14 protein-coding genes are annotated in these 13089 nt (G+C 57.7%); 6 read left to right on the top strand and 8 right to left on the bottom strand.

Annotated elements, in window-relative coordinates:
* Positions 1-272: 272 nt before the first annotated feature.
* The 6 genes from RUM_RS01005 to RUM_RS00980 all read right to left on the bottom strand — a co-directional run bounded on the left by RUM_RS01005 (position 273) and on the right by RUM_RS00980 (position 5759).
* A complete protein-coding gene (locus tag RUM_RS01005; RefSeq protein WP_015557372.1) occupies positions 273-1886 on the bottom strand; it encodes a DUF4153 domain-containing protein in 1614 nt (537 codons plus the stop codon).
* Positions 1879-2103 (bottom strand): helix-turn-helix domain-containing protein, encoded by a 225-nt coding sequence (locus tag RUM_RS01000; RefSeq protein WP_015557371.1) that lies wholly within the window; start codon positions 2101-2103, stop codon positions 1879-1881. The genes RUM_RS01005 and RUM_RS01000 overlap by 8 nt, the downstream gene beginning before the upstream one ends.
* Before the next feature lie 12 nt (positions 2104-2115).
* Complete coding sequence (locus RUM_RS00995) at positions 2116-2562, bottom strand: DUF2975 domain-containing protein (RefSeq protein ID WP_015557370.1); 447 nt, start codon at positions 2560-2562, stop codon at positions 2116-2118.
* A 190-nt stretch (positions 2563-2752) separates the two neighbouring features.
* On the bottom strand, positions 2753-4222 hold the full coding sequence (gene guaB, locus RUM_RS00990) for an IMP dehydrogenase (protein WP_015557369.1): 1470 nt from the start codon (positions 4220-4222) through the stop codon (positions 2753-2755).
* Between the two features lie 340 nt (positions 4223-4562).
* Positions 4563-4865, bottom strand: coding sequence for a hypothetical protein (locus RUM_RS00985; protein ID WP_015557368.1), 303 nt, complete (start codon positions 4863-4865; stop codon positions 4563-4565).
* Positions 4866-5042: 177 nt separating this feature from the next.
* Positions 5043-5759 (bottom strand): SDR family oxidoreductase, encoded by a 717-nt coding sequence (locus RUM_RS00980; protein ID WP_015557367.1) that lies wholly within the window; start codon positions 5757-5759, stop codon positions 5043-5045.
* 77 nt (positions 5760-5836) lie between these two features.
* On the opposite strand from RUM_RS00980, the gene RUM_RS00975 reads away from it, so the two are divergent.
* Positions 5837-6073, top strand: coding sequence for a DUF896 domain-containing protein (locus RUM_RS00975; protein WP_015557366.1), 237 nt, complete (start codon positions 5837-5839; stop codon positions 6071-6073).
* On the opposite strand, the gene RUM_RS00970 is transcribed toward RUM_RS00975, so the two are convergent.
* Together RUM_RS00970 and RUM_RS00965 are read right to left on the bottom strand one after the other, a co-directional pair.
* Positions 6064-6462 (bottom strand): cytidine deaminase, encoded by a 399-nt coding sequence (locus tag RUM_RS00970; RefSeq protein WP_242821741.1) that lies wholly within the window; start codon positions 6460-6462, stop codon positions 6064-6066. The genes RUM_RS00975 and RUM_RS00970 overlap by 10 nt on opposite strands.
* 133 nt (positions 6463-6595) lie before the next feature.
* Positions 6596-7795 (bottom strand): acetate/propionate family kinase, encoded by a 1200-nt coding sequence (locus RUM_RS00965; RefSeq protein ID WP_041326196.1) that lies wholly within the window; start codon positions 7793-7795, stop codon positions 6596-6598.
* A gap of 262 nt (positions 7796-8057) precedes the next feature.
* Between RUM_RS00965 and RUM_RS00960 the strand changes: the two genes are divergently transcribed.
* From RUM_RS00960 to RUM_RS00945, 5 genes are all read left to right on the top strand, one after another.
* A complete protein-coding gene (locus RUM_RS00960; protein ID WP_015557364.1) occupies positions 8058-9287 on the top strand; it encodes a tRNA(Met) cytidine acetate ligase in 1230 nt (409 codons plus the stop codon).
* A 10-nt stretch (positions 9288-9297) separates the two neighbouring features.
* Positions 9298-10392 (top strand): C39 family peptidase, encoded by a 1095-nt coding sequence (locus tag RUM_RS11845; RefSeq protein WP_049775485.1) that lies wholly within the window; start codon positions 9298-9300, stop codon positions 10390-10392.
* Positions 10393-10626: 234 nt separating this feature from the next.
* Positions 10627-11520: a hypothetical protein gene (locus RUM_RS13040; protein ID WP_015557363.1), complete on the top strand. Its 894-nt coding sequence runs from the start codon at positions 10627-10629 to the stop codon at positions 11518-11520.
* Positions 11444-12451, top strand: coding sequence for an LTA synthase family protein (locus RUM_RS11835; protein WP_015557362.1), 1008 nt, complete (start codon positions 11444-11446; stop codon positions 12449-12451). The genes RUM_RS13040 and RUM_RS11835 overlap by 77 nt, the downstream gene beginning before the upstream one ends.
* A 19-nt stretch (positions 12452-12470) precedes the next feature.
* Entirely contained in the window at positions 12471-12866 is a 396-nt protein-coding gene (locus RUM_RS00945) for a thioesterase family protein (RefSeq protein ID WP_015557361.1), read from the top strand.
* Positions 12867-13089 lie beyond the last annotated feature (223 nt).

Here is a 13089-nt window from a genome sequence, read left to right as displayed (position 1 = left end):
ATTCCCATGATGCTGCACAAAACGCAAAGGGATGAAATTTGACGGCTGAAATCGTGGAAACCATCAGAGAACATTTGTTCTCCACAAGAGAGGGGAGGGTTGTGGAAAAGAGAGTACGGTTGTCGCTCGCACAGCGGTAAACCCGTACTGCGTGGGTGGAGCACGCAGAGTATAAGAAAACGCAAAAAGAAAACGGCCACAAAAAGCAAAACAGCAAAGCATGTGCTTAGCACGCAGAGCATAAAAACAACGCAAAGGAAAACGGTCACAAGTTAAGGCAGATACCGCTTCATAAACCGCCAGGTGGCGTAATTATACTGCCGGAAGGGATCCTTTGCATCCTTCTCCCACCGGCGTGTCAGATGGATCTCATAGACGGAGGGACTCATTTCCTCCAGCTGCTGCCGGTAATCCGGATACAACAGATAGGCATCGTCGGACAGATCTACAAAATCCGAAATGTGCAGCTGGGGCAGCTTTCCGGCTTTGTATGCGTTCAGATTGTAGGCTGCGATCCAGGCGTCCGGCAGGGAGAATGCCAGCAGACCCAGCATCAGGGTGCCCGTCACCAGCACGCCCCGTGCCAGATGGAACCGGGGGCGGAACTGCCGGAGCAGTAGCATCAGGAACACCAGTGCCAGAAACAGCATGAACCAGGCGGTATACACCCGCTTGGGGGTCAGACCCATTTCCGAGATGTACAGGCACATTTTGCTTTCCGATGTGGCGATCAGCAGCAGGGTGATAACGCACAGGATGCTGCTGTAGATCCGCAGGGGAAGCGGCCTTGCGTCCCCCTGTCGGCGGCATGTGAGGAACAGCAGGGCGATCAGCAGAAAATTCAGCACCGACAGAAAGCACAGCTCGAAAAAGCCGCTGCGGGCATAGCCGGCGTAGCTGAACCCCTCCGGCAGGGTGCCGGCAAAGCCGGAAAACAGGTAGCTTGCCTGTAAGCCGATGTACACCGCATACACAAAGCATACCGGGGTCATGATGGCGTACAGGAGCATGCCCGGCGCAATCCGCATGCCCTCCAAGATCCGGGTGCAGTCGGACTGCCGCAGCGAACGTATGTTCCGCCGGGTGGCGTTGTTGTACAGGCTGTTGTACAGGAACATGCCGATGGGAAGCCCCAGCAGGAGCTGCACCAGGTAGATCATCAGGTTCCGGTACCAGTCCGCCCGGATCCAGTCGGTGAGGATGCCCATGTTCTGATCCACAGACAGCAGCAGTGCATATACCAGCAGGGTGAGGGGCAGTCCCAGCAGCAGTCCGCCCAGCACATACAGGGCGTTCCGGCTCAGCTTCCGCTTTTGCAGGCATTGCCGGATGGCAGGGAACATGAGATTGTTCTGTCCGGGGTAATCCAGCAGCGCCTTGTACAGCGCCAGGGGCAGGCACCGGGGCAGGGCAGCCTCGCCGGATGCCACATGGTAAAAGAAGAAGGGGATGCCTGCCAGCTCATACAGTGCGCACAGCCCGGTCATCGTCTTGTTGTCGCTGATGCAGAAAAGCAAGGGGAACAGGTACAGCACCGCCGCCATGCACCGGTGGCTCCAGGTGAAGCGGATCCGGGGGGTGCGCTTGAGAAACAGGATACCCAGGGTCAGCACGCCCCAGCACACCAGGGTGGCGGGCAATCCCAGGGCGTGGAGAATCATGTAGCGGAGAACGCCGAAGCCAGCAAGGGGACAGCAAAACGCCAGGAGCTTCTGACTACGGGTGAAATGCGCTGGAATCCGGGGCAGACCGGCGTATACGAACGTTTGTTCGCCAGATTGGGCAGCGGGATCCGGGGTGGCTGCAGCATCCGGTGCCGGGGCTTCGTCCGGTTTTGGATCCGGAACAGGTTCGGGGATCCGGAGATCGGGATTCTGCTCAGTCATGTGTATCCTCCTCCTCTGGAATGTACTCTAAGATGTCGCTGGGCTGGCAATCCAGTGCCTTGCAGATCCGGGCAAGGGTGGAAAACCGCATCGCCTTGGCTTTGTTGTTTTTGAGAATGGACAGATTGGCAGGGGTCAGATCGATCTGCTCCGCCAGCTGACTGGAGGAGATCTTCCGCTTTGCCATCATCACGTCCAGATTTACCACAATGGGCATGGGGATCCCTCCTTAAATGGTGTAGTCGGCTTCGTCCTGGAGCGCCACCGCCCGGGCGAACACGTTTTTCAGCACCCGGAGGATCAGTCCGAAGAATGCGGCGGCGAATGCCACCAGCAGTCCCAGGGAGCGGAACCAGGCAAGCACCAGGAATACCAGTGCCACCCCGAAGCAGCACCAGGAGATGAGCCGCAGACAGGTCACGTTCTGCGCCACGAAGATCCGGTTCCGGTTCAGATTGTGCAGCAGCCGTGCCAGGGACAGCAGGGCGGTCAGTCCCAGTCCGGCGGACAGGTACAGGCAGATGCACAGGGGCAGGAAGATGGGGGGCGCCAGGGACACATCGTCGTACCACTTTGCCATGACGGGAATGAAGAACATAAGGAATGTCACCACCCCCAGAGCCACCCAGTTGAGGATGGTGGTGAGCCGCAGGGATGCGGTCGGGGTCCATTTCATACAATCACCGTTCCTTTCGGGAATCTTTCCCTTTCGTTGAGAACAGTATAACACGGGAATTATCATTTGTCAATAGAAAATTATCGAATATCGATAATTTTTTTCTGTTTCTCGAAAAAGCATCCGGAAGGGGCGGCACAAAAAAGCTCCGCATGAAATCCATGCGGAGCGGAATGCTATATGCAATGCGTCAGATCTGTGCAGAATAGTTGGGGGCTTCCTTGGTGATATAAATATCGTGGGGGTGGCTCTCCTTCAGACCAGCACCGGTGATCCGGACAAACTTTGCCTTTTCGTGGAGGGTGGGGATGTCCTTGCAGCCGCAGTAGCCCATGCCGGAGCGGATGCCGCCGCATAGCTGGAAGATGGTGTCAGCCACCACGCCCTTGTAGGGTACACGACCCTCGACCCCTTCGGGAACCAGCTTCTTTGCGCCCTCCTGGAAGTAGCGATCCTTGGAGCCGCACTCCATGGCGCCCAGACTGCCCATGCCACGGTATACCTTGAACTGTCTGCCCTGGAAGATTTCCGTTGCGCCGGGTGCTTCCTCGCAGCCTGCCAGCAGACTGCCCAGCATAACCACATTTGCGCCGGCAGCCAGTGCCTTGACGATGTCGCCGGAGTACTTGATGCCGCCGTCAGCGATGACGGGAATGCCGTACTTTTCAGCCACGCATGCGACATCGTACACAGCGGTGATCTGGGGCACGCCGATGCCTGCAACCACACGGGTGGTGCAGATGGAGCCGGGGCCGATGCCCACCTTGAGGGCATCTGCGCCAGCCTGGATAAGCGCTTCCGCAGCCTCCGCAGTGGCGATATTGCCGGCGATGACCGGAGTATCCGGGAAGGCTTCCTTTACCATCTTCACGCAGCGCATGATGTTGGCGCTGTGACCGTGGGCGGAATCCAGCACCAGCACATCCACCTGGGCATCGATCAGCGCCTTGGCACGATCCAGAATGTCAGCGGTCACGCCGATGGCAGCGCCGCACAGCAGTCTGCCCCGCTCGTCCCTTGCGGAGTTGGGGTACTGGACGGATTTTTCAATGTCCTTGATGGTAATCAGACCCTTCAGGTAGCCGTCCTGATCCACCAGGGGCAGCTTTTCGATCTTGTGGGCACGGAGAATCTCCTGTGCCTCCTGCAAGGTGGTGCCTACTGGGGCGGTCACCAGGTTGTCCTTGGTCATCACGTCGGCGATCCGGGTGTTGAAATCGGTCATGAATCGCATATCCCGGTTGGTGATGATGCCCACCAGCTTGCCCTCGTTGTCCACGATGGGCACACCGGAGATCTTGTACTTGCCCATCAGCTCGTCCGCATCGTACACAAAGTGATTCTCGGTCAGGGAGAAGGGGTTGACGATTACGCCGTTTTCACTGCGCTTGACCTTGTCCACCTCGTCCGCCTGCTTTTCGATGCTCATGTTCTTGTGGATGATGCCGATACCGCCCTCTCTGGCAATGGCGATCGCCATTTTGGACTCGGTAACGGTGTCCATGGCAGAGGTCATAATGGGGGTCTTGAGCTTGACCTTGCCTGCCAGGGTGGTGCCCAGCTGGATCATGTTGGGGGTCACATCGGACTCGCCGGGGATCAGCAGCACATCGTCAAAGGTCAGTCCCTCTTTTGAAAATTTGTTCGCATCTGACAGCATTGCATTTCCTCCTTTTTAAGAATAGAAGGTGAGCCGCAGAATGCGGCTCGTCCCACGGGGTCATGCAGCAGCATCACCCTGCGGCAACACTGCACAATCTTTGTGCGGTGTTTCCCTGAATTTATTTTGTTTCTATCATACTATTTTTTCGACAAAAAGTCAAGGGCAATCCCGCATTGGGAAACGGAAAGGTTTTTTTCGTCAGATTGCATAGAAAGCATGTAGAAATATATGTGTATTTCAAGGGTTTTTTCGGAAAATCAGAGGACATCCTCAGAGGGGTTGTTTGCCGAAGGGGGAAAAGAAAGCGGACGGCATCGCTTGTGCCGTCCGCCCTGGGTCATGCCTCAGTCTTGTCTGCGCTTTTGTCAGCATCCTCTGCCGGTGCATTCTCCGCAGGGGCTTCCGCAGTCTCGCCGGTTTCAGCATCGTCCACGTCCACTGCCGGCATTTCTGCGTCGTCCAGATCCTCTACCGGGCAGTCTCCGTCCAGTTCGCAGTTGCAGCAATCGCAGTCGTCTTCCAGATCTCCTGCATCGTAATCGCAGCAGCAGCCATGTTTTTTCCTGGAGAGCACATACGCTGCCCCTGCGGCAACCGCCGCCGATGCTGCGAGCAGTGCAAAGATTGTTCTCTTTTTCATCGTTTGCTCCAAAGCTGTACTTCGTGAAGTCAGCTGCCACTTTTGACGGAGCGTGGCGCACCGGATTTTTCGGACGGTCGTCCTGTGATGTTAGTATAGCACAATCCACACAAAAATTCAAGCGGTTTTTGCGGAAATTTTATAGGCATCTGCCGGAATTTGTCTGATTTTTTTGAATCAGATCAGAAAGCCCCCGTTGACCCCCAGCACCTGCCCGGTGATGAAGGCGGCTTGCTCCGAGGCAAGGAATGCCGCCGCCTGTGCCACCTCCTCCGGGGTGCCGAGCCTGCCCAGGGGAGTCTCCTCCGCCAGGGCTTGCAGTTCCTCCGGGGATAAATGGCCGTTCATGTCTGTGGCGATGACTCCGGGGGAGATGCAGTTGACCCGGACGCCGGAGGGGCCTGCCTCCTTGGCAAGGGCACGGGTCAGCCCGATCAGCGCCGCTTTGGATGCGGAATAGTCCGCCTCGCAGGAGGCACCGGTCTGCCCCCACATGGAGGCGATGTTCAGGATGCAGCCACCGTGGCGCTGCAAAAGCAGGGGCATCAGCCGCCGGGTCAGATCCGCCGCACCCAGGTAATTGACCCCGTAGAGCCGGGCGGCACGTTCCGGGGACAGGCACTGGAACAGCTCCGTTTCCGATACGGCAGCGTTGTTCACCAGCAGCTCCAGCCCGCCGGCGGCGGAAATCTGCTCTGCCAGGGCGGCATTGCATGCGGGATCCGATACGTCCGACCGGATGGGCACGGCACCGGTGCGGGCGGCAAGCTGCTGTGCGGCGGCTTCGCTTTGATAATAGGTGAACCAGACCCGGCGTCCCTGGGCGGCAAAGATCCGGACGCATGCGGCGCCGATGCCCCGGGATCCTCCGGTGATGAGCGTGACAGGTTTCATACAAGGCTCCTTTCAGCCGCTTGCAAAACCGGCGGCAATGTGATACAATGGGAAACAACAAAGTGGGAGGGATGGATATGACACAGGAAAAAATGGATCGGATCAGCGCACTGTACCGGAAATCCAAGGCGGAGGGTCTGACCGAGGCGGAAAAGCAGGAGCAGGCGGCACTGCGGCAGGAATACCGGGACAGCGTCCGGAAAAGCCTTGCCGGACAGCTGGAGCATACTTACATCATTGACGAAACCGGCAAGCACAAGGCTGAGGAATATTTTGAGGAGAAAAAGGCGGAGGCGAAGAAGCATCAGTCCTGAGGGAGGCGGAATACCCCGGGGAGCAACTCTCCCAGGGGGTGGATCCCGTCGCTGAGGAGCACGGGGAAATCGGCACCACAAAATTCCGCAAGATTCTGCCGACAGCCGCCGCAGGGGGCGCAGGGCTGGGTGCAGTCCTCGTCCGTTCCGCCGGCAATGGCGATGGCGAGAAAACGCCGTGCCCCCTGGGATACGGCGGTGCACAGGGCGGTGCGTTCCGCACAGGTGCACAGGGGATAGGCTGCATTTTCCACGTTGCAGCCGGTGAAGATCCGCCCGTCCTCACACAGCAGGGCGGCACCTACCCGGAAGCCGGAGTAGGGAGCATAGGCATGGGTTCTGGCGGCGCAGGCGGCTTGAAACAGGGCGTTCTGGTCGAATGTTGTCACAGGGCAGTCCTCCATTCCGCAGAAACAGCAGGAGCGCAGAGAGATTCTGCGCTCCTTTTTGTTGATTCTGCACAAAGTACAGGGGTTGCATTTTTACATGCAAAAATGTTATAATTTAAGGCAACGGTGACGCTTACTTGGAGATCAGGGACAGGGTGTCTCTTGCGATCAGCAGCTCCTCGTTGGTGGGAACGATCCACACCTCAACCCTGGAGTCCGGTGCGGAGATCCGCTTCAACTGACCACGGCAGCCATTGTTGGCTTCCTCGTCCAGCTTGATGCCGAAGAAGTCCATATTCCGGCAAACCTCTGCACGCACGTCGTCGGAGTTTTCCCCGATGCCGCCGGTGAACAGAACAGCGTCCAGCCCGTTCATGGCTGCGGCGTAGGAGCCGATGTACTTCTTGATCTCATAAACCAGAATGTCCTTGGCAAGCAGGGCACGCTTGTCGCCCTTTTCTGCGGCAGCGGTAATGTCCCGGTTGTCGGAGGAAATGCCGGAAACGCCCAGGAAGCCGGACTTCTTGTTCATGTACTCGCTCATCTGGGAGGGTGTGAAGTGATGCTTTTCCGCAACGAAGGTAACGGCGGAAGGATCCACACAGCCGGTACGGGTACCCATCAGCAGACCGTCCAGAGGGGTAAAGCCCATGGAGGTGTCGATGGATTTGCCGCCCTGTACTGCGGTAATGGAGGAACCGTTGCCCAGGTGGCAGGATACGATCTTCAGATCCTTGATGTCCTTGCCCAGCGCCTGTGCCAGTGCGTTGGATACGAACCGGTGGGAGGTGCCGTGGAAGCCGTACTTCCGGACGCTGTAGTTCTCGTAATCCTCGTAGGGCAGGCCGAACATATATGCCTTTTCCGGCATGGTCTGGTGGAAGGCAGTGTCGAATACGACTACCTGGGGCACGTTGGCGGGCATAACCTTCTTGCATGCCCACAGCGCCAGCGCATGTGCGTGGTTATGTACGGGAGCCAGCTCCTTCAGATCGTCGATCTGCTGGATGACCTCATCAGTCACCAGAACCGGCTTGTCGAAAATCTCGGCGCCCTGGACGATCCGGTGGCCTACGGCGGAGATCTCGTCCATGCTCTTGATGACGGAAGCGTCTCCCTTGGTCAGGACATCTACCAGCTTCATGAAGGCTTCTGTATGGGTGGGGAAATCACAGTCCTCATTTAAGGTTCTGCCGTCAAGGGTCTTGTGGCTGATGTGGCCGTCGATGCCGATCCGGTCGCAGTTGCCCTTGGCGATCACGGACTCGTCCTTCATGTCGATCAGCTGATACTTCAGAGAAGAGCTGCCGGCGTTGACTACGAGAATAATCATGGTTTTCATACATCCTTTCAAAGATAACATAACATAACTATTATAAACCTTTTGCAGAAAAATGCAAGGGCAATACCGCACAAAGATTGTGCGTCAGATGCATCAGCCATTATTTCGTCATATTGCACAGAAATGATCTGTGCGGCAAAGCTTCTCCATGCAACATAACGAGGGCTCCTCGCAAATGTTGTACAGGACTTTTGCGGAATACAGAGCGGATTGGATCCCTTCGGGACTGTCCGGCAGCAAAGGAGGCATCAGGATGAAAATTTCCGGAATTGTTTGCGAGTACAATCCCTTTCACAACGGCCATGCCTATCACATTGCAAAGACCCGCGAAAACGGCGCCACCCACATCGTTGCGGTCATGAGCGGCAACTTTGTGCAGCGTGGGGATGCGGCTGTGCTGGGCAAGCTGACCCGTGCCCAGATCGCCGTAGCATCCGGGGTGGATCTGGTGCTGGAGCTGCCGGTGGCGTATTCCCTTGCCCCGGCGGAGCTGTTTGCCCGGGGGGCGGTGTTCCTGCTGCGGGGGCTGGGCTGTGTGGAGGAGCTGTCCTTCGGCAGCGAATGCGGGGATCCCGCAAGGCTGAGCCAGGCGGTGAAGGCAAGCGTGTCCTGCGGCAAAAGCGACGCCATGCATCAGCTGCTCCGGGAGGGGCTGCCCTACCCCAGAGCTATGCGGCGGCTGGTGCTGGAGCAATACGGAGAGGAGCTTGCCCGGGTATTTGACGGGCCGAATAATTTACTGGCGGTGGAATATCTGAAGGCGATGATCTTTTTGGGCGCAAAGCTCCAGCCCTTTACCGTGCCCCGGAAAAGCGCCATGCACGATATGCTGGAGGGGCATAGCGGCAGTATTGCCAGTGCGTCCTTCATCCGCTCCTGTATTGAGGAAAACGAGGAGTATGATGAACTAGTGCCGCTTCTTACTGCCCATGCCCTTGCCCAGGCAGGCAGCAGCGGGTGTATCGGCAGACTCCGGAATCTGGAGCGGCTGATCCTGTACCGGCTGCGGACAGTGACCCAGCAGGAGCTGGAGGAGCAGTTTGAGATGGGTCCCGGTCTGGACGGCAGGATCTTAGGGGCAAGGAACAGCAATTCCCTGGATGAGGCGCTCCACGCCATCAAGACCAAGCGGTATCCCATGGCACGGATCCGGCGGCTTCTGCTGTGCCTGCTGATGGGGCTGCGGAAGGAGGATCTGCAAACGCCGCCTCCCTACGGCAGGGTGCTTGCCCTGAATGAGCGGGGCTGCGAGATCCTGGCGGCGGCAAAGGGCAAAAGCACCATTCCCTTTGCCACCTCCCTGGCGAAGCTGGGGGAGATCTCGCCCCAGGCAAGGCGCTATGCGGAGCTGGAGGCACGGGCGGCGGACGTGTATGGTCTTGCCACCCGGTGCATTACCTCCTCCGAGCAGGAGTACCGGGCGAAGATCACACTGACGCCCCCACAGGAACAGGAAACTACAGAAACTACAGAACAGGAATAGGAGAATCACATTGGCAAATCAACAGGACAGATACAATCAGCATTCCCGATCCGGCAGCCGCCATACAAGCAATTCCAGAAGCGGCAGCGGACGCAGTTCGGGGAGAAATACAAGCAGCACGGGCAGTTCCCGGCGGAGCGGCACGGGAGATCCACGGTGGAGCAGTGGGACTGCACCCAGACGCAGCGGCTCCCATGCACCCGGAAGAACCGGGAGCAGTCGTTCTGCAAGCCGGCGGAAGTATATCATCCGGCAGCGGGTGGGACTGCTGCTCTGTGCGATCCTGCTGTGCAGCGGCATCGGCTTTACCGCATACCAGCTAACCCGGGACGGCAGTTCCCAGCCTCCCCAGAGCACCGCTGTTGTTCCCACGGAGACCGGTACGGAGCCTGCCACCCAGCCGGAAGCATCCGAAGCGGCAACGGAGCCGGAGCCGACCACGGAGCCGACCCCTACCCACCGGGGAGAGCTGCCCCGGAAGGGGAGTCTGCCGGTAAAGGAACTGCTGCAAAACCCGGAGCTGCCCAGTGGCTGTGAGATCACGTCCCTGACCTGTCTGCTGAATTATCTGGGCTTTGACGTGACCAAGATCGAGATGGCGAACAAGCATCTGAAGGTTACCCCCAACGGGGGTGTCAGCTACTACGAGTACTTTGTGGGCAGTCCCTATGACTCCAACTCATTCGGCTGCTTTGCCCCGGTCATCGTCCAGGCGGCACAGTCCTACCTGTCCTCGGTGGGGAAGTTTTCGTCCTATGCGGTCATGGATCTGAGCGGATCGGATCCTACGGAGCTGTACTGGCAGGTGACGGAGGGGAATCCGGTGGTGGTATGGGCTACTATCAACATGAAGGAGCCCATCGAGCGGGTGTACTGGAACCTGCCGGACGGGACGCCGGAAATGTGGTACACCTACGAGCACTGCATGGTGCTGTCCGGGTATGATCTGGACACGGGCAAGGTGGAGATCTGCGACCCGCTGAAGGGGAAGGTGCAGTACGATATGAGCATCTTTGAGGATCGGTATAAAAAGCTCCAGAGCCAGGCGGTGATCGTGAAACCGGTGGGGGGCGCCACACCGGCGACCACGGAGATTGGTGGGTAATATGCCCAAAGAATGAAGCGTGTTTTTGTCTAAAAGCACAAAAGCTGCGGAGGCGGCTTTTGGCTTTTTGCGTTTTTGACGAAAAGATTGAAAAAGCGGTTACAATCCGCCGGGGACTCTTGCGAAAGGAAATGGGATGTGCTATATTGGTACTGTGATGTGCTGTAGGCACATGGGTATAACCATTGTTTTGAGACGGATCCGGCGGATCCGATATGCGAGGATGATAGAGACATGCAAAAGATGCTGAACCGGCTGCGCAGCGGTATCACTGCGCTGAACCAGCGGCGGGACCGGAATACCGGCCGGTACGCTGTGACGAATTTTCTGCTGACGGCGCTGTTTCCGCTGTTCATTGTGTGCATGGCGGAGCTGAACCAGGATAAATACCCCTCCAAGCTGATTCTGTTCTGCGTGGAGCGTCCCAGCGTCATGATCTTCAATGTGCTGATGGCAGCGCTGATCTTCGGTATGCTACTGCTGTTGTTCAAGCGGGGCTGGCGGGCTATGGCGGTGCAGAGCTTTGTGTATATGCTGCTGAGCGTCATTGAGCTGTTCAAATTCGGCACCAACGGGAATCACCTGCTGCTGAGCGATATGAAGCTAGCCAACAGCTTAAAGAGCATCTCCTCTTTTGCCTATATCCAGATCACCCCCCAGTTGATTACATATTTGCTGGTGGTGACGGCGTATGTGGGGGCGGCGTTCTGGTTCAATCCCAGGCAGAGGCTGAAGCTGTCCCGGCGGCTGATCTCCGCAGGGGCGTGTCTTGCCACCTTTGCCGCCATTGTGGCGGTGCCCGGTGTGTCCTCCACGGTGTACGGACTGTTCGACGTGGACACCAGCGAGGCGGACAATACCATTCCAGTTGAACGAGAAGTTCGACAACAACAGCTTTCTGGCGTTTTTCGTACAGACCACCTCCGAGGGGCTGGCAAACCGGCTCCGGGAGCCGGAGGGGTACGATCCGGACGCCATCCAGACCATGCTGGGGGGAAATGTGGATCAGACCGGGCAGAACGGCAAGGAGCGGCCCAATGTGATCGTGGTCATGTCCGAGGCCTTTGCGGATTTCCGCCCGGTTGCAAAGCGGCTGGGGCTTCAGACCAATGCCTACAAGCAGTTTGACGCAGTCGGGGCGGAGGGCTGCAAGGGCACGGCAGTGGTGCCCACCTTTGCAAGCTTTACGGTGCGGACGGAGTTCGAGCTGCTGTTCGGACTGCCGGTGCGGTCCCTGAACGATCCCAACATGCCCCAGCAGTTGATGGAGGACCGGCCCCAGCCCACTCTGGCGAGATACTACAAGGAAAACGGCTACGCCACCGCCTATGTGCATCCCTTTTTGAGCACCTTCTACAACCGGGAGGAGGTCTACTCCAACTTCGGCTTTGACACCATGCTCTTTGAGGATGATTTCACGGTGGATGTCAACTACTACGGGGCGTATATCGACGACGAGACCGTGTTCAACCAGATCCTAAAGCTGGTGCAGGATACGGATCAGCCCCTGTATCTGCACACCACCACCATGCAGAACCATCAGCCCTACAACAAGGGGGAGGATCCGGACGCAGAGTTTGACAATTATCTGACCTGGATCGCCCGGACGGGGGATTCCCTGCGGGCGTTCACCAATGCGCTGAAAAAGCTGGAGGAACCCACCATTGTGCTGTTTGTGGGGGATCACTTCCCGTCTCTGAAGGGGGAGGACAGCGTGTACGACCAACTGGGGATCAACGGGAACAACTGCCAGGTGCTGTACGAGCAGTCCTATTATCTGTGGAGCAATTACAAGCTGGATTACAGCGGCGTGCCGGATACGGAGCTGTCCGCCTTCTATCTGCCCTATGTGGTGATGGATCTGGCGCAGATTCCCCGGGACAGCTATTTGCAGCGGATGCACGACAAGATGCAGAGCCTGCCGGTGTATGCTACCAACTATGACCCGGACGGGGCACGGGACAGTATGCTGGATATGCTGACCTATGACCGGATCTGCGGTGAGGATCTGTCCGGACAGGAACTGATCGAAAAAACGGAACCGGAAACAAAGAATTGAGAAAAGCGGAGGGAACGATATGAAGGAGTTTGCACTGGGAACCAAGGGCGAAGCGGAAACACAGGTGGACGAGAGCCGGCTGGCATGCACCGTGGGCAGCGGTTCTCTGCCGGTATACGCCACTCCTATGATGGTGGCGCTGATGGAGCAGGCGGCATGTGTAGCCGTCCGGGACGCTCTGGAGGAGGGGGAAACCTCCGTGGGCACGGCGCTGAACATCCTCCACACGGCGGCAACCCCCCCGGGCATGGAGGCACACGCTGTGGCAGAGGTGACGGAGGTCAGCGGCAGGGAGATCACCTTCCATGTGGTTGCCTACGATCGCTGCGGCAAGATCGGCGAGGGCATGCACAAGCGGGTGGTTGTCCGGGCGGAACGGTTTTTGGAAAAGACCAACGGGAAAATGGCGAAATAATGTCCCAGACATGGAACAGGCACCGGAGCTCCGGTGCCTGTTTTGCCTTTTTGGTGACCACTTGCTTGTAACTTATTTTTGATACTCTGCGTGCTTGGCACACGCAGTACCGTCTTACCGATGTCTTGGGGAGATGTGTGTGACTCTATTTGTTTAACCGGACGGGTCACGCATGACCCATTTACCTTTCGTGACCTGTTCCTTTTCTGCGTTCCTTTATAAT

The sequence above is a fragment of the Ruminococcus champanellensis 18P13 = JCM 17042 genome (assembly GCF_000210095.1).
GTDB lineage: Bacteria > Bacillota > Clostridia > Oscillospirales > Ruminococcaceae > Ruminococcus_F > Ruminococcus_F champanellensis.
This window is presented reverse-complemented; position numbering and strand designations above follow the sequence as displayed.

Excerpts from the sequence above, each read along its gene's own strand:
- RUM_RS01005 (WP_015557372.1), bottom strand. The coding sequence starts at position 1,886 with ATGACTGAGCAGAATCCCGATCTCCGGATCCCCGAACCTGTTCCGGAT.
- RUM_RS01000 (WP_015557371.1), bottom strand. The coding sequence starts at position 2,103 with ATGCCCATTGTGGTAAATCTGGACGTGATGATGGCAAAGCGGAAGATC.
- RUM_RS00995 (WP_015557370.1), bottom strand. The coding sequence starts at position 2,562 with ATGAAATGGACCCCGACCGCATCCCTGCGGCTCACCACCATCCTCAAC.
- guaB (WP_015557369.1), bottom strand. The coding sequence starts at position 4,222 with ATGCTGTCAGATGCGAACAAATTTTCAAAAGAGGGACTGACCTTTGAC.
- RUM_RS00985 (WP_015557368.1), bottom strand. The coding sequence starts at position 4,865 with ATGAAAAAGAGAACAATCTTTGCACTGCTCGCAGCATCGGCGGCGGTT.
- RUM_RS00980 (WP_015557367.1), bottom strand. The coding sequence starts at position 5,759 with ATGAAACCTGTCACGCTCATCACCGGAGGATCCCGGGGCATCGGCGCC.
- RUM_RS00975 (WP_015557366.1), top strand. The coding sequence starts at position 5,837 with ATGACACAGGAAAAAATGGATCGGATCAGCGCACTGTACCGGAAATCC.
- RUM_RS00965 (WP_041326196.1), bottom strand. The coding sequence starts at position 7,795 with ATGATTATTCTCGTAGTCAACGCCGGCAGCTCTTCTCTGAAGTATCAG.
- RUM_RS00960 (WP_015557364.1), top strand. The coding sequence starts at position 8,058 with ATGAAAATTTCCGGAATTGTTTGCGAGTACAATCCCTTTCACAACGGC.
- RUM_RS13040 (WP_015557363.1), top strand. The coding sequence starts at position 10,627 with ATGCAAAAGATGCTGAACCGGCTGCGCAGCGGTATCACTGCGCTGAAC.
- RUM_RS11835 (WP_015557362.1), top strand. The coding sequence starts at position 11,444 with ATGTCCGAGGCCTTTGCGGATTTCCGCCCGGTTGCAAAGCGGCTGGGG.
- RUM_RS00945 (WP_015557361.1), top strand. The coding sequence starts at position 12,471 with ATGAAGGAGTTTGCACTGGGAACCAAGGGCGAAGCGGAAACACAGGTG.